This window comes from Parabacteroides sp. AF17-28, assembly GCF_003479205.1.
Lineage (GTDB): Bacteria > Bacteroidota > Bacteroidia > Bacteroidales > Tannerellaceae > Parabacteroides > Parabacteroides acidifaciens.
Genome location: NZ_QUGV01000016.1, coordinates 94,984 through 117,628 on the forward strand (window position 1 = coordinate 94,984; position 22,645 = coordinate 117,628).

The 22,645-nt window shown below is 46.4% G+C and carries 10 protein-coding genes, 1 tRNA gene and 1 pseudogene; 3 read left to right on the plus strand and 9 right to left on the minus strand.

Annotated elements, in window-relative coordinates; translation table 11 throughout:
• Window positions 1-2: 2 nt before the first annotated feature.
• From DWW90_RS12850 to DWW90_RS12870, 5 genes and pseudogenes are all read right to left on the minus strand, one after another.
• A complete protein-coding gene (locus DWW90_RS12850; protein ID WP_122345263.1) occupies window positions 3-2,996 on the minus strand; it encodes an AAA family ATPase in 2,994 nt (997 codons plus the stop codon).
• Entirely contained in the window at window positions 2,993-4,237 is a 1,245-nt protein-coding gene (locus DWW90_RS12855) for an exonuclease SbcCD subunit D (protein ID WP_122345264.1), read from the minus strand. The genes DWW90_RS12850 and DWW90_RS12855 overlap by 4 nt, the downstream gene beginning before the upstream one ends.
• An 80-nt stretch (window positions 4,238-4,317) precedes the next feature.
• Window positions 4,318-5,778 carry an ATP-binding protein gene (locus DWW90_RS12860; RefSeq protein ID WP_122345265.1) on the minus strand — a complete coding sequence of 487 codons (1,461 nt, stop codon included), beginning with the start codon at window positions 5,776-5,778 and terminating at the stop codon, window positions 4,318-4,320.
• 141 nt (window positions 5,779-5,919) lie between these two features.
• On the minus strand, window positions 5,920-12,342 hold the full coding sequence (locus tag DWW90_RS12865; protein WP_122345266.1) for a YDG domain-containing protein: 6,423 nt from the start codon (window positions 12,340-12,342) through the stop codon (window positions 5,920-5,922).
• A gap of 2,057 nt (window positions 12,343-14,399) precedes the next feature.
• Window positions 14,400-14,564 (minus strand): annotated as a pseudogene (locus DWW90_RS12870) (helix-turn-helix domain-containing protein); the annotation flags it as partial.
• A gap of 181 nt (window positions 14,565-14,745) precedes the next feature.
• Between DWW90_RS12870 and DWW90_RS12875 the strand changes: the two are divergent.
• Window positions 14,746-16,416 carry a putative transporter gene (locus DWW90_RS12875; protein ID WP_122331672.1) on the plus strand — a complete coding sequence of 557 codons (1,671 nt, stop codon included), beginning with the start codon at window positions 14,746-14,748 and terminating at the stop codon, window positions 16,414-16,416.
• Here DWW90_RS12875 and DWW90_RS12880 read toward each other — a convergent pair.
• From DWW90_RS12880 to DWW90_RS12890, 3 genes are all read right to left on the minus strand, one after another.
• Window positions 16,405-17,604, minus strand: coding sequence for a class I SAM-dependent methyltransferase (locus DWW90_RS12880; RefSeq protein WP_122345267.1), 1,200 nt, complete (start codon window positions 17,602-17,604; stop codon window positions 16,405-16,407). The genes DWW90_RS12875 and DWW90_RS12880 overlap by 12 nt on opposite strands.
• Window positions 17,605-17,675: 71 nt before the next feature.
• Window positions 17,676-17,762 (minus strand) — tRNA-Ser (locus tag DWW90_RS12885).
• 131 nt (window positions 17,763-17,893) lie between these two features.
• A complete protein-coding gene (locus DWW90_RS12890) occupies window positions 17,894-18,445 on the minus strand; it encodes an NADH peroxidase (protein WP_115501409.1) in 552 nt (183 codons plus the stop codon).
• A gap of 192 nt (window positions 18,446-18,637) precedes the next feature.
• Here DWW90_RS12890 and DWW90_RS12895 point away from each other — a divergent pair, with 192 nt between their 5' ends.
• Window positions 18,638-19,696 (plus strand): class I fructose-bisphosphate aldolase, encoded by a 1,059-nt coding sequence (locus DWW90_RS12895; protein ID WP_122345271.1) that lies wholly within the window; start codon window positions 18,638-18,640, stop codon window positions 19,694-19,696.
• 69 nt (window positions 19,697-19,765) lie between these two features.
• Here DWW90_RS12895 and DWW90_RS12900 read toward each other — a convergent pair whose 3' ends face one another.
• A complete protein-coding gene (locus tag DWW90_RS12900; protein ID WP_187574956.1) occupies window positions 19,766-21,886 on the minus strand; it encodes a S9 family peptidase in 2,121 nt (706 codons plus the stop codon).
• 85 nt (window positions 21,887-21,971) lie between these two features.
• On the opposite strand from DWW90_RS12900, the gene DWW90_RS12905 reads away from it, so the two are divergent.
• Window positions 21,972-22,460, plus strand: coding sequence for an SPOR domain-containing protein (locus tag DWW90_RS12905; RefSeq protein ID WP_115501408.1), 489 nt, complete (start codon window positions 21,972-21,974; stop codon window positions 22,458-22,460).
• The last annotated feature ends 185 nt before the right edge of the window (window positions 22,461-22,645 follow it).

The window sequence follows — 22,645 nt, forward strand, 5'->3', positions numbered from 1 at the left end:
GCTTACAGGACTTCCAGATAGCTCCGCCCATTGCCGGCACGGTTCACACAGATACGTACGGGTATGCGCTCGGTCATTTCCTGCACATGCGAGATGACGCCGATCTTCCGTCCCTGCGTACGCAAGCTCTCCAACGCATCCATCGCCACCCGGAGCGTGTCGGCATCCAACGAGCCGAACCCTTCGTCGATAAAGAGGCTTTCCACCTTCATCCGGTTGGACGAGAGGGACGACAGCCCAAGGGCAAGCGCCAGCGAGACAAGGAACGATTCACCCCCCGAAAGGCTGTGGACGGTACGCACCTCGTCGCACATATCCCGGTCTATCACCTGGAGGGCAAGCGTTTCGGGGACGCGTTCCAGGCGGTAACGGCGTGTCAGTTCGCGCAGTTGCACATTGGCATAGCTTAGCAGGACATCCAGCGTATATCCCTGGGCGATACGGCGGAACTTGGCACCGTCGGCAGAGCCGGCCAGTTCATTCAGCTTCGCCCAGCGTTCGCTTTCGATGCGCCGAACGTTCAGTTCTTCCTGCAAGCCGGATACTTTCGCCTTATTATCGGCCTGGGTCCGCAGCCGGAAAGCCAACTCTGTTTTCTCCTGCGTTATACGGGGCAAGGTGTCTTCAAGCTGCCTGCCATCCGACGAGGCGAGATAATCTGCCGTCCATCTATCCAACGCCTCCCGGCGCCGGGCCAGGTCGGCCGAGGCTTCGGCGAGGTCTTTTGTTATCTGGTCGGCTATGCCGCGTGTCTGTTCGGCAATGCCGGACTGTTCGGTTTGGGTAGCCAGCAGTTTCTTCAGGCGTTCCTTCAGTTCTTCCATCCGCCGGGAATATTCCTGCTCGACCGCATCCGCCGGACGGCCATTCAGCAGTTTGGCACGCTCCGCCTGCAAAGCAGTAAAGACGGAGCGGTTCTTTTCATTCAACTGCAAAGCTTCCTCATATTGCTTGCCGAGAGACGGGAGGAAAGAGGCGAGCGACTCGCATTCCGCCTTCTGCGCGCTTTCCTGCCGTTCCAACAGGCGCAGTTTATCCGTATTCTCATGCCATTGGCGGGCAAAGTCGGTCAAGGTCTTCCGGAAAGTATCCGGATTCTGTTGCCAGGCTTTCTTCCAATCGCTGTTGCCGAACAGGACATCGGCAGCGGAAAGGGATTGGACCAGCTTGGCGGTTTGTTCCTTCACCGTCGCTTGTTCCTGCTCATGCCGGCTGGCGACGAGCTGTTGCTTGCTGACGATCTCCTTGCAGGCGGCTTCGCTGTCCGCCAGTTCTTTATGCAGGCGGAGCAGTTGTTGTTGAAGGCGGGCCAGTTCGCGGGTTCCGGCCGTATAAGCCTCCTTCTTTTGGGATAACGCCTGTAGTTGCAATGTCATGGCGGCGACGGGGACTATCTCCTTCCCCTCTCGAGAGGGAGCAGGGGGGGTGTCAGGAGAGGCGACGAAAGGATGATGCGTACTCCCGCAGACCGGACAAGGCTGCCCTTCCTGCAATTTAGCCCGTAGCTCCTTTATATCCCCGGAAGCCTCCAGGCGGGCCTGTTCGATCAGCAGTTGTTCCCGTTCCCGGCGCAATTGCTCGATCTGTTTATCCAGTGCCGGGACGTCAATAGCCTTCAGTCCTTCTTCCTGCTTCCGGTATTCTTCCTCTGTCTGTTGCAAAACCCGCTGCTTGCCCATGGCTGTCTTTTGCAAACCAATGAGTTGCTTGCCCAATTCCATCACCTCCTTTATAATAGAGTCAATCGAACGGCTGGCTGTCTCCATACCCAGACGGGCGGCAGCAGCCGCATCCAGATGAAGCAACAAGGCTGAAAGCTGTTCGGCAATACTTTCCTTATCCTTAAAACGTTCCCGCCAGGCGGTCAGGCGGGCAATCTCTTCCGCCCCGTGTTTCCGGCGGAGGACGGCAGCCTGGTATTTGTCTTCCGCCTCTTTCTTCCGGGCGGTGGCATCTTTTAAGCGCTGTTCCGAATCGGAGCGATCGCGGAGAGCCGTGTCCAGCTGGATATCCAGCTTACGCGCTTGCAGGATTTCCTGTTGAAGCGACTTGAACCGGGCTTCCGATGCTTGCTGTTCCTCCACCCCTTTTTCATACTCGCGGCGGGCAATGGCCAGAAGTTCCGTTGCACGTGCCAGCCTGTCGGCCGCCTCTTTTTGCTGCACCTGCCGGGCGGCAATCGATTGTTCGGCGGCGCGAACAGCCTCCTGAAGCGCCTGTTGTTCGGCTTTCGCCTTTTCCTGGTGCTGCAATTCCTTTTCCGTAGCTGCAAGGCGGAGGCGCAGGTCGCTTTCCTCCTCATCTGTCAAGAGCTCGACAGACTGTATGCGCAATTGAATCGCGTCGAAGGCTTCTTTTGCGCGGGCATTCTTTTCGAAAATCTGGCGGGAGATGGCGGAATACAACTCCGTCCCGGTCAGCTTCTCCAACAGGGATGCTTTTTCTCCCTGTTCGGCTTTCAGGAAAGTGGAGAAGTCGTTCTGCGCCAACAATACGGAACGCGTAAACTGCTCGAAGGTCAGCCCTATCAGGTCGATGATACGGGCTTGCAGCTCGGAACGCGTCCCTTGCTCCTCCTCCGCCTTATCCAGGTTATACAGGGCCAAACGGGGATTCTGCAAACGTCCGTTTTCCTTGTCACGGGCACGCGAGACGGACCAGCGCGCCCGGTAGCGGTGTCCGTTCAATGCTACAAAATCCACTTCGGCATAGCCCGAAGCCGTGCCTCGCCGCAACAGGAAACGGGGATCGCTCTGCGACAGCTGTTCATTGCTGACATCCTGCAACTTGACATTGTTTTCCTTCGCCTGATCCGTACGGGGCGTACGGGCGAACAGTGCCAGACACATGGCGTCTAACAGCGTAGATTTTCCGGCTCCCGTCGGACCGGAGATGGCAAATATACCGGCCGAAAGCAACGGCTCAGCTGTAAAATCAATTTCAAAATCACCTTCCAGCGAAGCCAGGTTGCGGCCTCGTATCGCTAATATCTTCATAAAGAAACCTCCCGTCTTACCTCATTAAACATCTGTTCCAGCTCTTCCGGCAAATCGCCTCCGAAACGATTCGTGAACGCGTGCCGGAGCATATCCAACGGATCGATCTTTTGCAGGTCCGTATAAGACAAAGGACGGAAATCTTCTTCATCCTCCCGTTTCGGATAAGAAGGGATGATGGATGTCAGGCGCACCGCCTTGTCCGCCAACGCCTCTTCCACCCGGTGCCGGAAACCCGGATCGGGCTCGGTCAGCAAGACTTGTACTTCCAGGTAAGGCCAGAGGCTGCGATCCGCCGGAGTGTCCGCCGGCGGCAAATCCGCAAGTTGCAAAAGCACTTCCGCCGGGGATGCCGGTTCCGCCGGAATCCGATGCAGACCGGTCCGCAAAGGGACAGGCACCGCTTCCCAACCCGACAGGCATCCGTTTTCGAGCGTGACGGCAACCACCTGATGACGGTAATGTTGTTCGGAGAAAGACATGGGCAACGGGCTGCCGGCATAGCGTATATTCTCGCGGCCTCCAACACGTTGCGCCTTATGGATATGCCCGAGGGCGGTATAGGCCAAACCTTCGTCGAATGCATCTGTGCTGACGGATTCCAGACCGCCCATAATGGTGCGCTCGCTCCGGTCGTCTTCAGACAGTTCGGCTCCCGTAGCGTGCAGGTGTCCCATTGCGACAAGTGCCTCTCCGGGCTGCCGCTGCGCATCGGCATATTCATAGAGTTGGCGGTACATCCGGGTAATACCTGCCACATAGGTATCTTTTCCCTCATCCGAAGCCGGATAATCTCCCTGCCGGAGATACGGCACGGCGAGGCAAAGGGCTTCCCGCTTCCCTTCTTTATTATACAGGGGTATAAGCAACGATTCAAAGTCGATCTTACACAAATCTGTCCGGGGGATAATCCCGACAATCGACGTATTCAGTTCTTCCAACAGCGGTATCGGCGCTTCTAACCGTCCCGCCGAATCATGATTCCCCGCCACGACGACAACCTGCAAATGCGGATTACGGCGGTTCGCCTCTCTCAAGAAGCGGAAAAAACGACGTTGCGCGGCTGCCGAAGGATTGGCAACATCAAAGACATCGCCGGCAATCAGCAGCACGTCAGCCTGCCGCTCCGCCAACATCCCGGTCAGCCAAGTGAGAAACGCCTCATGCTCTTCATCCCGGTCATACCCGAAGAAGGTTTGCCCTAAGTGCCAGTCGGCGGTATGTATGATTTGTAGTGACATGTTTTTCGTTATTTAGTGACTATCTACAAGATGTAAGTTCGAGCTTGAATGGAAATGCTCTTGCTTCTTTCAGCCATTCGCTACTCTCCCTTTAATAAAGTTTTTCCTTTTTCCGTCAGATAATATTTCTGTTTGGGATGTTTGGGTTGTTCAGGATAAAGCGGCTCTACCAAATTCAGTTCTATGCCTGGATAAAGGTAGTTTTTCAGGAAGTTCCTTTTATCTTTCAAGCCCATTGACTCCATAATTTCTTTAGCCGAATATGTATCACCACCGATTGCAGCCAGAACTTTTTCAACTTGTGGGATAACTGTGGGGTAACTGTGGGGTAACTGTGGGGTAGCTGTGGGGTTTTGTCCGACAGTATCCCGTACATACCGAAACACAACCTGCACAAACGAACCATCCGAATGAAACTCCGGATCAGGAAGCCCCACACGACGACATTCGCTGATCATCAACCCAATGCCACGCCCCCAGCTTTCCAACACTTTGCTTTTATAAAGGACATTGGCTATAACAGGATTTTGCGGTTCAGAATCATGCGGTCCTAACAACCTCTCCAATGTCATATCCTCCGGGAACGTGCCGCTGTTCGTCACTTCCACACGATCATCGTAGATTGCTATGCTGACGGAACTGCCCGGTTTGTGGTACAGACGGTGTGATAAACTGTTCACGCAACTCTCACGCAGAGCTTTGTAGGGAATGGCCAGTTCCTCTTCCCTGTATAGCTTTTCTACCTTCCCGGAAAGTGACAGATGCTTGAAGAAGAAAGCCATGGCCGCATCCAGCAGTTCAAAGATATTGCCGTGTACTCGCTGGTTGTCCATAAACTCGTCTTTATTCAGACCTTTGAAGCGTGCCATCCGCAACAAGCATTGCGGATAGTCCGACAAGTTTTTGCCAAACAATACCGCTGCCGCATTTTTCAGTTTACCATCATCCGATGAAAGGTTGAATTTTCCAAGGATAAGCGGAATATCTTCTATCATGGTCGTTTCCGGCAAACGTCCGCTCTCGACCCCCATACGGACTGCACCGCGGATAACATTAGAGTCAAGGTTTTCGATTTTCAAACTCTCATTGATGATAGCCTCCCATCCATATTTACCCCCCCGTTGTAACAGCAACCGGTTGTATTTTTCCTGCGGCATGATAGATGTAACACTTTCCATCCGGTGGTAGGCTCTTCCTTTATAAACGAAAGGGCGGACCGTTAGTTGCGGATCAGCGTGAAGGGCAATCACGTACCTGTTTGTGTCAGGAATAGCAGTATAAGAAATTTTGATTACGGTCAATGGCTCTATCCGCCTGATAGCTTCTACAATATCCCGTTTTGTCTTGTCGCTCAAATCTTGACCGATTATCTTTCCTTTATCTGTCACGCCGAACAACACGACTCCCCCCGTCCCATTGAGAAAGGCGCAAAGCGTTTCCATACCGCGCTCCAACTGCCCGGTGGTTTCTTTAAATTCAATTTGTTCACTTTCCTTCTGGACTATCAGATGCTTTATATCCTCAAGGTTATCTATTTTCATGCCGCATATTATTGATTTACAAAAATACTCTTTTTCTGTAGATAGACAAAGAAAGGGGAACCTCACGGCCCCCCTTTCACAAACTCACTATTAATAATCTTTGCTCATCAGAGAAAGATTACCTACCAAAAAAATTGCAGTTTATCGTACATTTACTTTTGTTACAACAGCTTCGCTACCTGTGCCGAGTTTCACCAGGTAGATACCGGAGGAAACAGGGATCTGCGTTGCGCTGCTGATTGTAGCATGGTAAACGACTATGCCGGCGATATTCACAACCCATGCCTGCATTGGTGCAACAGGCTGGATGTGGATGTATCCGTTCTTGCCGTAAACGGCAGTGTTGGCGATTGCCTCTTCCAATCCGGTAGCAAAGTCGACTGTCACCTCGCAGGTTGCAGTCTTGCCACCATCTTCGGTAGTGACTGTGACGGTAGCTTTTCCGACTTTCAGGGCAGTCACTTTACAGCTAAGACCATCGCTGCCTTTTTCGACCTTCAGGATCGTTTCGTCGCTGCTCTTCCAGGTTACATTCTGGTTGGTAGCGTCAGACGGATTGAGGGTTGCTTTGAGAGTGAACGATTCCTGACGCGGAAGCGTTTTGGTTGTCGCGTCAAGAGATACGCTTTCTACGGAAACGGTAGACGGACCAACCGGAGGTGTCGGGTCATTTGCATTGTCGGCTTTCGTGGATGCATAGGTAACAGTATAGTTATCCGTATCACCGCCGCTTACATGAAATTCTCCATCGATCAGTTGAACATCCGGATTATAGTCTGCCAGTTGAATGCCTGTTTCACCTGTTTCGATCAGAGTGAAACGGGCACGTTTGATCAGTTCGCTCCGGTTTGGAGCTTGCTTCAGGTCTGCCAGCATGGTCGATTTCAGGATTGAACCTGTAAGACCACTTCCCGCTGCGGTTAGGCTATAGTTCTTTTTGTCTGCATCATTTACCAATGTCCAACCGCTGATAGCTACTTCCGCATTAACATTTACATCCGCGAATGTAACCGTAACCGGAACTATCTCACCTTCAATTCGTCCGGTAGCCGCATAGTCAGATACGACTGTAGTCGTCTTACCGTCGTAATACTTGCTGATCGGACCGGAAATTGTCAAAGTTGCTTGTTTAATCGCTCCGGTTAATGCAGTTTCCAACTTGTAGTTATTACGTTGGCTACCTGTCAGAACTAATGCCTGAGACGGATTGATATTTCCTTTTCCAGCATCTTTCGTTTCAAAATTAAAGTTGATACCTGTTGTGTTCAACGCGATATCGTCTGTAATTGCATTGTCTGCATTATCTTTCAGCTCGACCTGCAAACCGGAAGCTAATGTTGTTCCATCGTAAACCTTTGAATATTCTCCTACGGGAACAGCCTTCACTGTCTGTGCCTGGATATCGAAATACATGAATTTGACATCAGTAGCACTGGTTGCAATAATAACAGCTCCACCGATACCGTTTGCTTTGCAAGTCAACTTGTCGTTTGCGTTATCTGTAATCGTCAGCTTTCCGGATGATTCGTAAGTGTAACCGGTTTCAGTTGTGATCTCGATTACATCTCCATAAACCTGAGCTATTGCGGTTGTATTATCCCAATTATCCATTGCCTTCGTTGAATATAAACGAGGAGCCAAAGCTTGATTAGTGGTGGCATCAGCAATCTTATTCAACGTCTGTCCGATAACAGTTTCGCCCTTTTTAATTTGCGTAAACTGGCCTGGTTCAGAAGTGCCGAAGGTTAAGTTTTCTTTACCATAACCGGCATCATCCACTAATAAAGTACCAATGTTTCCTGCGCTACCATAAACAATCGCAACCGGCGTTCCGCGTTTGATTGTCAGCGTACCCTGTTGATCGGCGGCTTTCAATGTATAGTTAGCCAGTTTAACCGTGCTGATATCCAAGCTCAACGTTCCCGTTTTTTCGGTTACGTTGTCTGTAAAGGATGTCGGCTCGGTTACCTTCAATGTACCGGAATAGATGCCCGGGATATTTGCATTTTCACCATTAACAAAGCCACTCCAGGTGAAAGTATAATCGGTGTACAGGTCGTTGTAGCTACGGACTGCATCGTTTACTTTAACTGTAAGAGCCTTAGCCTTGATTGAACCTGTCGGGGCGGATGGTTGCAGCAATGTGTAGTTGGCAGCAGCACCTTCCAGTTTTATTTCCGGTAACAGAATTGTCTGAGGTCCTGCGTTTACGCCGGCAAAGCGGGCACCAGAGACAGCAGCTACGCTAACATCATCATCACCAACCTTAGCATCATTGCTTAATGCATATATCGGTTGTGCTGTCAGAGTTGTTGTTCCGTCATACTCTTTTGTCAATTCATCTTGATTGCTCAATACCACTGAAACCGGTTTCGGTGTCACCTCGATTGTCATATAAGCATCGGCGGCAGCATAATCAGTATCAGTAGCGCGGCTCACTTTTACAGTTGCTTTACCAATGCCTTTGGTTGTCAGCTCGCCTTTTTTATTGATTGACAATACAGTGTTGTCACCCTCTACAATTGAATAATCATATGTACCTGTTGCACCGGCCTCATCACTGGTTCCTACCAAAGTTGCAGAACTACCATATGTCAGTTTAGACAAAGTGGAAGCAAAAGAAACTGTCTGCGGTTTCTTTGCGTCGATAACAACGGCGATTTCTTTACCGGTATTTTCTTTTGTACTGCCATTTTTACCAATTGTCGCTTTTGCCTGAATCGTATAAGTATCGGCTGCCTCTGCAAAAGAAGCAGTAGTGAAAGAGAATTCATTGCCTTTTAATACGGCTGTATTCGACACTGCACTTTCTGATTCTTTTTTAACAAGAAATACAACAGTAGTATCACCTTTGCTCAAACCAGTTGCCCCACCATTATCAACAATCTTTCCGATCATCGTGATCGACTTATCTTTGTTAACAACAGCACTGACTGTTTCGACAGTCGGAGTAGTAGCAGTCACTGTTAATGTGCAAGGCACGAATTTCAACTCATAATTCTTAGCTGTCAATCCGTAAGGAGTAACGGGGTAATCACCTGCCGGCGATGTTTTAGTGGCGGCACAGTTGAACTTCGGTGTTCCTTCTACGGCTGTTTCGGCTGTTTCTGAACCGACCAGAGTACCATAAGTAACATCAAATTCCGGATTTTCAGCGCCATACAGACGTGTCAGAGTATTGCTTTCTTTTTCTTTTGCTTTTGCCGTTACCGTCAATTCCTTCTTGCTGATATTGGTTGTTACAAAAGTAACCGGAGCCAAGTCATACCAAGCAGAAGAGTCTACCAAGGTGATTGCGTTATCTTCAAAAGTAACCGCCTTATTTGTTCCGACATTGGCATCTGCCATCGTTCCTTCGATAGTTCCAGACTGTGTAATCGTTAACTTACTACCTTCTTTTACACCGGAGAACTTGATCTCATCGGCTATCACATTTACCTTAACAGAATCTTCACCATCATAAACATCACCGTAAGCCTTCAAACCGCCAGTCAGAGAGATTGTGCGTTTGAGGATTTTCAGGGTCTGTTCGTATGTTTTCTCTGCGTTATTGGCAGTGCCTTCCGTAACTGTTATTTTCAATGTGACTGTACCGGGCTTCAGGATAGTCAAAAGCTTTCCGTCTGCATCAAGAGAAACAAATTCTTGGCCTTCCGTTCCATTTGTACCACTTTTAATCGAGATCGTTGCACCTGTTACATTCGTAATCAGCTTAATCGGATCAACACCGAACACAACGCTATCCGGCAAAGATACGATATGCGGATCGCTTGTATCAATCTCTGCATATGTATATTTATCACCTGAACCATCAGATGTATATTTCAACAGTTTCACAGCTTTACCCTGTTTAGCCAGTGCTTTTGCTGTTGCTTCATCATTGACTACTAAAACGTCAGAACATTGGATAGAAAGACTCTCTTTCAGAGTTCCGTCGTAGGAAGCCAAACCTTTCTGTAAATCATCTGAAGATATAGCAGTTTTTACAGTTCCATTAGCTGCGGTTGCTTTTACAGCTGCGACTGTTGCATCTTTACCGTATACAGAGCTATATACATAATCCGAACCTTTCAGACGTACATAATATTCGCCACCGACACAGTCAGTAAAGGTATTTTTTGTCGCAATTTCGTTATCGGAAGCAAAACCGCTGATTGTTGCTGTAGCGGGTTTGTCACCCAACTGACTATTATCACTGAAGTTTTCACGAATGATAATAGGTGTGGAAGTTGCGCCACCCGTTTCTGTTTTAGTAATACCTGTAAAAGTATTGCCGGTTACATTATATGATACGGCTACGCCCTCCCCGAATTTCTCTTTCGAGGTTTGCGGATAAAGAACGATTCCGTTTGTAACAAATGCCTCCCCGATATTGGCAGCTTGTGTAAACGCATTGCCCGTCAGTGTAACAGCATTGGCAAATACACTGATTGCATTCTTTTCATTGTATTTATATCCGGTAGAGCCACATTCGAAATTCAGGTCTTTGACCACTGCTTTTTCAGCTTCCACTACCAAATGGCCTTTAATCGTTGCTTTCTTTTCCGCATCAAGAGAAGTCAAAATGATCGCTTTTTTAATAATAATAGGATCCGTACAATTATATGTTCCGGTTGGTAATTCAATAACACTCCCCTCTTGTGCTTGAGTAATCACTTCATTCAATGTTTCTGCGGTTATTACATTTTTGTAGCAGACCAATCCTGATTTTTCATCATAGATTGTTCCTTTAATACTTAATACATCCATTGCTTTAGTGAAATAACTACGATGAGAATAAACGGCTTTTTCTCCCTCCTTGATCTTAATCGCAGAGTTCGTTATCGCTATGTTATTAACTTTTGGCACGGATTTATCATCTGTACCGTTCCAACCAAGCCGCATCAAAGCAGCTTCCGAAGCGTTCTCTGCATATTCATCATTCAAATCACAACCTTCAAATGACACCTTATTTCCATACGAGCGTATATCAATCAAGGTTGTTTGTTTCGCATTCAATGTTGCTTCGCGTGTCGGTCCTGCTTCTACCTTACATCCTGTAAAGTGAGCTGTTACACCATTAAACTTTTCCTGAAGGATTAAAGCCCCGTAAGCATTACTTTCACCTTGTGCAAGGACATTACTTATGAAATGTGTATTATCGGCTGTTATAGATGTATTTGTGTTCGCGATCGAACCATCTGTGGCAGATAAACTTCCGGCAGAAGTCATAATTGCTCCCCAACCCATTATTTTTCCGCCATTAATTGTTAACTTTTGATTCTCATTACGGACAGCTATTCCATAATAAAGAATGTCTATTTCAGGATTATTTAAAATAACCTCGGCCCCTTTTCCTTCCAAACGTACACCTGAAGCCCAATAACCTAAACCGGTATCCGGTTTTCCGTCAGTTCCACTGTTATTCGCCTTGTGCGTTAATTTACAATCAGAGATTGTTACTTTAGCATTTGATGAAACGCTAATAATACCATAAGGATTACCTTTAAAATCCGGATTTGGCAAACCTGTTTCCTGTATGGTTGCCCCATTTGCCCCCTGATCTTGCTTTTCAATGAATAAATCTTTAATTGTCACCTCTTCGGGCTGTGTCTCGTTATAAGCGGTTACATTGATCCAACCTTTCAGTGTTGTTTTGTCTTTTCCCTGGCCTTTAATGTGAAGAGCTTTATTAACAGTCAAATTTGCAGTATAAACTCCGGTTCCCAATGAAAGAGTTGAATTTGCCGGCATATGGGTTACTGTGTTTGCATCTAACGTATATGATTCATCGCTTGATATCAGATTTACCGTTACCGTTTCACCGCCTGTGATCGTTATATGCGGTCTGTCTGCAACATGACCAAAAGGAGAATAGAGTTGCAGTTCATCCATATTTCCAGATTCTAAAGCCATCTTATCATAATTGATGGTAATATTATTCAGAACAACCGAACCCTTTTCCACACCGGTAAACGTGATACGTCCGTTATTCAGCACCAAATTAGTCAGATGGGCTGTCCCAAGACTTTTATTAGTATCATCGGCAGGAGCGCTGAAATAGATTGATCCGGCAAAGTTTTCATTTTCCGGAGCATTGCAAACAAGGTTCTCCAAGGTTACATTATCCCCTAAGATTTCAATAACCTTATTCACCTCATGCTTGCAAACGATTGTTGCGTTCTTGATCGCTACGTTGTCTCCATGAATGGTGATCAGATTCTGGTCTACCCAGTTTCCGTTCACAGATTGAGTAGTAGAATAAATCTTTACATTTTCTTTGCTTTGTCCTTCGATAGTAACCTTGTTACGGGTGATAGCCAAGTAATTACCATCTCCGTCTGTTTTCTCATCCCGTGTGATGTTATAATCTCCGTTCTTTACGAAAATGACAATCGGATTTGTTTCATTGTTTGCATTTGCTGCCAAGACAGCCTCTTTTAATGTCTTAAACTGGTTTGTGGCCGCATCTGTCTCTACATTCGGATCGACAGTCAGCGTCGTGGTTGTTTCGGTTGTTATTGCCCAACCGATCCCTGCTATTGCCAGGAATGCCAATAGACATAATTGTATTTTTCTTTTCATGTGAAAATCTGTTTTTAATTAAGTAATCTCGATAAATGAATAGTTCTTCCCTATACTCGTTTAGGGTGTAATCAGTGTGGGTTACACGTAAACGGGTTTTTTCGCGCTTTGGTTTCTTCTTTATTTCATCGGCAATCTAAATTTGGGTCCCATCAATTCCCGGAGTGGAGGTTATACAAATAAAAAGAAGACGTGGGAACTGTTGATATATCTAATATTGAGGCTCTCGACTGCCCTTGCACCTGATATAAACAACAACCCACGCCCTTTTTACTCGTATATAGGCGTATGAGGGCATACGGGTATATAACAAGGAAAGGTACGTGAGCGTTCAGTTGTCTATTATCCAGATGCAATGAAATTGTCGAGATTTCAATATTAGGATAATATCTTTTAAACGCTTCTCGTAATCAATAAAACGCAGTGACCCGCAACGCTATGCAGGTGTACAGGGGCAAAAGTAGACCTTAATTTTCAATAAACAAAGAAAAAAGGAAAATAATGTGCCGATGAAATAATATGCCAACGGGAAAGATGGAATAATATTTTGTCGGTTCCGGGATTGATTCGGAATTTGACTCGTATTTACCGGACGCAGACGGGCGCAGATTACGCAGAGGAACGCAGACTTATTTTCTTTTAACACAATAAATGATCTGCGTTCCTCTGCGTCGTCTGCGAAATCTGCGTCCGGTAATACAAACATAGCGACGCACCGTTAAATCATCATTTACTGGTTCATTATTTCTTAGTTTTAGACCTTCTGCAAATTGAAAAATATACATTAACCCCCTGTTTCGACTGTTTTTCTATTTCGTCCGAAATCTTGATCGATTTTCGATTGACCCTTTTCACGATTTTAACCGGCTCGGCTGACAACAGCTGAAATGAGGTGCCGGACCCATTCCAAAAAGTGTACAATGTGATTGCCGAAAACCGTAAACACCGACAAAGTGATAAAGCTTAACTCCCGGAGAATCGAATATTTGCGAACGAAGGCGGACGGCGTTCCAAATATTCCAAGGTAATTTTAAGGGCTTGTTGCCGTGAGGTGCGCAGAAAATTGCCGTGAAGTAACGCTTCATCGCTCTGAAGGTTGACTTCGTGCTATATGAAGTCAACCTTCAGAGCGACAAAGTTCCGGGTCAGAGCGATAAAGTCCCTCTTCGCAGCGATAAGGTTCCGGATCATAGGAAAAAGCCCCTTTTTGACGGCTGAAAAGGGGATTAACATTTGTTTAAATTAGAGCCTCTTCTGGAACCTTAAAAACACGTTTTATACAATAAGCCCCCCCGCCGCTGGTTCTCTTTTGGGGGGCAGTACAAAATGTTTAGATCCCCTTAATAAAAGGTTGCTCTATAAATTCTTGAAAGGGGGTTCAAACCCACAGAAGAATCCGGCAAAGCCGGGAATTTGTCAACCCGTTGATTGAAATCAACGGCAAAATAGAGCCTGCAGCATGGGGGCTTATTGTATAAAACGCATTTTTCAGGGTCGAAAGACATCCGAAACAAAACAAATGTTAATCCAATTTTTTGACCTCAAAAAGGGACTTTTTCGCCTTTTTTGAACGTTTTCAACAATTATGACCGTCCTCTTTGCCACCATGACCGTGCTAATGTGTAGTGCACTCGGCACCTCGCGAAGATTAGCACGGTCGTAATGGCGATTTGGACGGTCGTAATTGAAAAGGGGCCCGTCTTTAGGGTAAAAAAGCCCCTGATTTTCCTTGAGATATTGGGGACGCCGTCCGTTTTATTTTCAAATATTCGATTCTCCGGGAGTTAAGCTTTATCACTTTGACGGCATTTATGCCTTCCGGTAATCAAAAAGAATGCATTTCAGAACGGGCTGCGCACCTCACCCCACCTATTGTCAGACAGAAAGGGATAAACAATGAAAAGAGTCAATCCAAAATCGATCAAGATTTCGGACGAAATAGAAAAACAGTCAAAACAGGGGGTTATTGTAATTATTAAGTTAGAAGACCTTGATAAAAAGATTTCCTATTTGCACCCAAAAGAGGGAACAAATTGCGATTCATCTATTCAAAGAAATTAAACCCCCAACACAATGTTTGCATCAATATCCAGCTTTCGGCTCAACTCCCGGGCAACCTTCAATGTTGGTTCACACCTTCCTGTAAGATAGTCACTAATACGAGAAGGACTAACTCCAAGCAGATCTGATAATTTAGCTTGGTTTATTCCCATCTCATACATCCAAGATAAGTATTATTCTTCAATAGCTAAATCCGAATTACTAAGATTTAAATATATAATCCCTCAATGAGTGCTTTTCTCATCCAGGTTCAACATCCGACATCGATGTCACTGAAATATAAATATTTTTTCCACACGAATTATTGTCCTATCTTTGTGCCGTCAATAAACAAGGGATTTTATGGATTGGTTACAAGAGGCTTTTTTGGAGCCTACAATGATTCAGGCTGTTATTATGATCTCGCTGGTTTCTGCAGTCGGGTTATATTTAGGCAGGATCAAGATATTCGGCATTTCGCTGGGGATAACATTCGTATTCTTTGCAGGTATCCTGGCCGGGCATTTAGGCATTGTCGTCAATAAAGACATGCTCTATTTCGCACAGAGTTTCGGGTTGATCCTCTTTGTCTATGCCTTGGGATTACAGGTAGGTCCGGGTTTCTTCTCCTCCCTGAAAAAAGGAGGTGTAGCCATGAATATGATGGGGTTAGGCGTTATCGTGCTGGGACTGGCCATGACTGTAGGGTTGCACTGGACAACCGGCGTTTCCCTCTCCAACATGGTGGGATTGTTATGTGGAGCCGTAACCAATACGCCTGCGCTGGGTGCTGCCCAACAAGCGTTGTTGCAGATAGATCCGGGCAACACAAAGGGGGTGACCGATATGGCGTTGGCCTGTGCCGTTGCTTATCCGCTCGGTGTGGTCGGCGTTATCCTTGCCATCATTATCCTGAAAGCGATGTTTGCCAATAAGGAACAGAAAGACCAGAAGGAACAGAGAGACACGACCACCTATGTGGCTGAATTTCAGGTAAGCAATCCGGCTATCTATGAAAAAAGCATCAAAGACATCATGAAGCTGACGGATAAGCATTTTGTCATTTCACGCATCTGGCGAAACGGCAAAGTAAGCATCCCGACATCGGACACATTGCTTCACGAGCATGACCATCTGCTGATTATCTCCGTCAAATCGGACGTAGAAAATATTAAAGTTCTTTTCGGTGAACAGGAGAATGTGGACTGGAACAAGGCGGATATCGACTGGAACGCAATCGACAGTCAGCTGATATCCCGTCGTATCGCCGTAACCCGCAACCGGGTAAACGGGGTTAAATTAGGGTCTCTCCGCCTCCGTAACCTGTATGGGATCAATATCACGCGCGTAAACCGTGCCGGCATCGACCTGTTGGCCTCTCCGGACCTGCGTTTGCAGATCGGCGACCGCCTGACGATTGTCGGTGAGGCGAACTCGGTAAATACGGTTGGGAAAATATTGGGTGACGAGATCAAACGGTTAAAAAACCCGAATCTGCTGGCAGTCTTTATCGGCATCACATTGGGTATGCTGTTAGGAGCTTTGCCAATCACCCTTCCGGGCATGAGTACTCCTGTCAAACTCGGCATTGCCGGCGGTCCGATTATTGTTGGTATCCTGATGGGGTCATTCGGTCCGCGCCTCCATCTGACGACTTACACGACGATGAGCGCCAACCTGATGTTACGCCAGTTGGGAATCATTATTTACCTGGCCGGATTAGGGATCGATTCGGGCGCACATTTCTTCGAAACGGTTTTCCGGGCGGAAGGTTTGTTATGGGTCGGACTGGGTTTCCTGTTGACAATCGTTCCGGTTTTGATCGTCGGTATCATGGCCTCCCGGTTCTTCAAGTTAGATTACGCGCATAATATCGGTATGCTCTGCGGCAGCATGGCAAATCCGATGGCATTGAACTATGCCAATACGACCGTCGAAGGCGACGAACCCTCCGTATCTTATGCCACCGTCTATCCTCTCTCGATGTTTATCCGTGTGATTTCGGCACAGTTGGTGTTAATGTTATTCACTTAGACCGGCTTTCGTGCACTTCAGAAGCACCTTCTCCCCATTTGCCAACGTTGTTGCAAACAGATAGACGGAACCGCCGTCAGTGATTTTTGTGCGTTTGCGCAATTCTTCTACGGAAAGGGGAAAGTTGCGCACGGTTATATTGGCTTGCGGGATGAGTTTGGAAAGGTTCTTACAGAGTTTGCCGGTAAAAGGGAAGACTTCGTCTACACGGAATATGCGGCCGGGAAAATCAGCGACCAACTGTTCCGAAGTGTACAGATGGCTGCTGATATGTAATTTCTTCACTCCCATCCGAAGGGCAATCTGCTTGAAAGCGCCTGCTTTCAGAACAGAGGCATTAGGTTCGTATAAATATCCGAAAACCTGACCGGTCGGCTGCAATCCGGCGCTGCGCTCCTCCTCCAATGTAAAAGAGAAAGATGATTCCGTTCCATCCGGGGCAAAATTAATGCAATGGATAACCGGGACGGTATTTTCGACCTCCCGTTCCACCACGAAAAGCAGTTCCTTGCATTCGTTCCTGACCGAAAGAACATGTACTGCCGTTGTCCCTGGCAACAGGTCCAACGTCATTTGTATATCCGCCATCGGGGAGAGTTTCGCAATGACACGGGGAGAGCGTTTCAATAAATCCGGCAATAATCTGGGGAGATCCGGCTCACAGTCCTGCAAGGCAAATACCCGCTTATTACTTTCTCCCCGCCGGGCCGGATCAATATAGAAAGCGTCAACCACAGGCAGTTTATCAATATAATGTGTGGTATCCGCATTTACAACTGTAATATTATCGGCTCCCAATACGGAGAAATTATGCCACGCCGCTTCGCAATAAGCAGGAAAACGCTCGATATAGGTCAGGTGATTCACCTTACGGGAAAAGAAATAGCTGTCGATACCCAACCCGCCTGTCAGGTCGCACATCGTCCAGTCTTCATCCGCCAAATGCTGTTTATAAGCCGCTGTCTGTTCGGAAGAACACTGTTCCGCAGCTATCTTGGCCGGAAAAACCAATTGCGCGTTCCCATACCACGACGGCAGTTTTTCCCGGATTTGCCTCCGGGCTGCAATCTGGTCTACCACAAAAGGCATATCTATCTCCGGATATTTAGATGCGGAAAGTAACAAGCGCGTCAAATCGTCGGCTGCATGTTCTTGTATGAATTGTATTTGAGAAATTGTCAATTCCATATCGGCCTCTAAAAAAGGATACCGACGAACAAAAAAGAAGATGCATCTCGTGAGGCGCATCCTCTTTCAAGCGGAAAGCGAGGGATTCGAACCCCCGGTACAGTTACCCGTACACCGCATTTCGAGTGCGGCCCGATCGACCACTCTGGCAGCTTTCCTTCGGTCGTCATTTGCGACTACAAATGTAGGGAAAATTTAATATCATTGTCCTTTAATGCGCGTTTTTTTCACATAGAAAAAGGGTATTCTCCTAAAAGAACACCCTTCCGCTTGTTAACGAATTTGCGAATTATTTGAAATAACGGTTATATAAACCTTCAAATCCTTTACCGTGGCGGGCTTCGTCTTTGCACATTTCATGAACTGTATCATGAATTGCATCCAGATTCAGCTGTTTTGCACGAGTGGCAATACGTTTCTTATCTTCGCAAGCGCCGCATTCTGCATCTTTACGTTTTTCCAGGTTAGTCTTTGTGTCCCAAACGACATCACCCAACAGTTCGGCAAACTTGGCAGCATGTTCTGCTTCTTCCCAAGCATAGCGTTTGAAAGCTTCAGCTACTTCAGGATAGCCTTCACGATCAGCCTGACGACTCATAGCCAGATACATCCCGACTTCCGTACATTCGCCCATAAAATGAGCGTTCAGGTCTTTAATCATTTCTTCATCACAACCTTTAGCAACACCGATCACGTGTTCATCGGCAAAAGTCAATGCACCGGTTGTTTCTACTAATTCTTTAAATTTGCTCTTCGGCTGTTTGCATTGAGGACAAAATTCAGGAGCTTCATCACCTTCATGTACATAACCGCAAACTGTGCAAATCCATTTCTTTTTCATCTTTGTAAAATTTTTATTGGTTGTATAATCGTAAAATACTTGTAACACTCGTTATTTGTTCTTTGCAAATGTATGGAAACATTCGAAAACATACCACACAAAACCTGATAAATTTATTCTATCTGTTAATTGATAAAAACTATGAAACTTATCTCCGGCGCCCAATGTTATAATTTCAAAAACTTATATATTATGGATACATCTAAGATTATCAACTTGCTGGGCAAAGAGGGCGAGTTCTTGCTGCAGCACACATGCAAAACAATCGACAAATCGCTTATACATACTCCATCCCCATCTGTCATAGACGATATATGGATCAATTCGGATAGAAACATCCAGACATTGAACAACCTCCAACGATTGTTAGGTAACGGAAGACTGGCAAATACGGGATATGTCTCCATCCTGCCGGTAGACCAGGATATCGAACATACGGCAGGCGCTTCATTCGCTCCAAACCCGATCTATTTCGATCCTGAAAATATTGTCAAACTGGCAATCGAGGGCGGTTGTAATGCCGTCGCTTCCACATTCGGGATTTTAGGCTCTGTCGCACGCAAATATGCACACAAGATACCCTTCCTGGTAAAGCTGAATCATAATGAACTGCTGACTTATCCTAATTCATACAATCAGATTATGTTCGGCACAGTTAAAGAGGCCTGGAACATGGGGGCTGCCGCTGTGGGTGCAACCATTTACTTTGGTTCGGGAGAGAGCAGAAGACAATTGATCGAAGTGTCCGAAGCCTTCGAATATGCGCATGAGTTAGGAATGGCAACTGTTTTATGGTGCTACCTGCGTAACAACGAATTTAAGAAAGATAATGTGGACTACCATGCAGCTGCCGACCTGACAGGACAGGCTAATCACCTGGGTGTCACGATCAAAGCAGACATTGTAAAGCAAAAGCTACCGGAAAACAACGGTGGATTTACAGCTATCAAATTCGGGAAGATCCACCAGAAAATGTACACGGAACTGGCCACAGAACATCCGATCGACCTTTGCCGTTACCAGGTTGCAAACAACTACATGGGACGCGTCGGCCTGATCAATTCCGGTGGAGAATCCCACGGGGCTTCCGATTTGAAAGATGCCGTCTTTACTGCCGTAGTCAACAAACGGGCCGGCGGTATGGGGCTGATCAGCGGACGTAAGGCGTTCCAGCGCCCGATGAAAGACGGGGTGGAATTGCTGCATACCATACAAGATGTATATTTGGATCCGGAAATCACAATTGCCTGATAAAAACAAAAAAAGATGTGTACTTCAAAGTGAAGTGACACATCCTTTTTTATTATTCCTCAGAAGCTCTTATTTCTTCAGCCACATATCCAACCATTCAAAGAAAGTACGCTGCCAGAGCACGCCGTTCTGCGGTTTCAATACCCAGTGGTTTTCATCCGGATAGATCAACAATTCGGCCGGCACACCGCGAAGGACAGCCGCATTAAAGGCTGCCATTCCCTGATTAGCCAGGATACGATAGTCTTTCTCGCCATGAATGCAGAGGATCGGGGTATCCCATTTGTCAACAAACAAATGCGGTGAATTGGCAAACGTGCGCTGTGCCGTAGCATTCTGCTTTTCCCAATAAGCGCCTCCCATATCCCAGTTGGCAAACCACATTTCTTCTGTTTCCAGATATTGCATTTCCATATTGAAAATACCGTCGTGAGCGATAAACACCTTGAAACGTTTGTCGTGATGACCTGCCAGCCAGTAAACGGAGAATCCTCCGAAGCTTGCTCCCACGCAGCCCAAACGGTCTTTGTCTACAAACGGTTCTTTTGCCATCTCGTCGATAGCCGTAAAATAGTCTTTCATACACTGGCCGCCATAGTCGCCACTGATCTGTTCGTTCCATTCCATGCCGAAGCCCGGAAGACCGCGACGGTTCGGAGCTACCACGATATAATCGTTGGCTGCCATAATCTGCATATTCCAGCGATAAGACCAGAACTGGCTTACCGGGCTTTGCGGACCACCCTCACAGAACAGCAAGGTCGGATATTTCTTGTTCGGATCGAAATGAGGCGGATAGATCACCCACGTAAGCATCTGCTTGCCATCGGTTGTCTTCATCCAGCGGCCTTCGACCTTGCCGATTGCCAGTTGATCGTAGATCTGCTTATTTTCGGTTGTCAACTGAGTGACTTTGTTGTTATCAGCCAAATCGATTGAATAGATTTCATCTCCCATGCTCAATGAGTGACGTTGTGCGATCAGCTTATTCTCACCCAAAAGGGCAACGCCAGCATAATCGTACATACCGGATGTAAGTGGAGTAATCTTGTTACCATCCGTCAGATCGATCTTATAGACCTGCGCTTCACCATGCCATACACCCGTGAAGTAAAGAGTCTTTGCGTCTGCACTCCAGACAAAGCCGTCTACATTGGAATCAAAATCTTTGCTGACAAAAGTCTTTTCACCTGTTTCCAGATTCATCACCATCAGACGGTTCTGATCAGATTCATACCCGTCACGTTCCATACTCTGCCAGGCAATATACTTGCCGTCAGGAGAATATTGAGGATTGGTGTCATAACCCATAATACCTTCGCTGATATTGGTAGTCTGCTTGGTCTTCAGGTCATATACATAAATATCCGAATTGGTGGACAATGCATATTCCTTACCTGTCTTCTTACGGCTCGTATAGGCAACCTTATCGGAGGTCGTATTCCACGCCAGTTGTTCAATGCCGCCAAACGGCTTCAACGGGCTTTCAAACGGTTCGCCCTCCATGATGTCGACAGGGTTACTGATTGCCTTTCCGTCGAAATCCGCGACAAAAGGATGCGGAGCGGTAGTCACCCATTCATCCCAGTGTTTATACATCAGATCCGTTACAATGATACCAGTTGCCTTATCCAAATCCGGATATTTGTCAGCTGTGCTTTTCACCGTTTTTACCTGTGAGATAAACAAGACTTTCTTTTCGTCCGGAGAGAAGGCAAAGCCTTCGATATCGCCATCGTATTTAGATAACTGTTTACGGTGGCTTCCATCCGGATCCATCTCCCAAAGCTGACTGCTACCACTTTCGTTACAAAGGAATGCTATTTTCGTTCCTCCTTTAATCCAGACAGCTTCGTTTTCCGAATAAGCTGTTTTTGTAATCTGCTTGTTATCCGTCCCGTCTGCATTCATAACAAAGACTTCACGATTACTTCTGTTTTCCGGTACACTGTAATAGGCTACAGTATATACAACCTTTTTCCCATCCGGCGAAACATTCATTCCTCCGATACGTCCCATTGCCCACAAAGCTTCCGGAGTCATCCGTCCGTCTTTAATCTGAATATCCGAACGTCCGATAATATTTTCCGCTTTTACCTTTACGTCCACGTTAACGTTTACATCTTTATTACTACAAGCTCCAAATAATAAGGATGTTGCCATAACCATTGTTCCGATAGATTTATTCATGTAGTTTATAATATATTGTGTTTTGGGTACGAAAGTACAAAATATAATTTATATCTTTGTCCTATTAATTTAAGAACTGAACAGTATGAATAAGATTTGGTTATTTGGAGCCTCCATATGTATGGTTTTAGCAATGGGGTCTTGTAAACCTAAACAGAGTGCGTATAAGGCAGCTTACGAACAAGCAAAGGAAAAAGAATCAACAGCTCCGGTAGAAGTGGTTGAAGAGGCAGAAGTGGTTGAAGAAGTAACTCCGGTGTCAAAACCGAGAACTTCCAATGTCAGCACACGTGCAGAAAGAATTAATGCCGCACAAGGTGAAGACGCTACCAGACTGAAACGTTTCAGTGTTGTCATCGGTAGTTTTAAAAACAAAACAAACGCTTATGCACTGAAAGAACGTATGCAAAATGACGGATATAACGCAGTCTTAGGAGAAAACGAACAAGGTATGCTGCGTGTTATCGTTGCCAGCTTCAATGATAAAGCAGATGCTGCTGACAGCCGCGATGCTATCAAAGCTAAATACGCTCCCAACTTCCAGGATGCATGGATTCTGGAAAGACAATATTAAGAAATAACGTAAGTATTTCCATAAAAAGAGCCGACGGTTTTCTCAAACTGTCGGCTCTTTTTTTGTATTCTCTATCCATAGCTCCACACACTCCATCCCATAAACAGAAAAAGGAGTCAGTTCAAATGAACTAACTCCTTTTCACTTCGCTTTCGCTTTTAAAACGGCGGCTATCTACTCTCCCA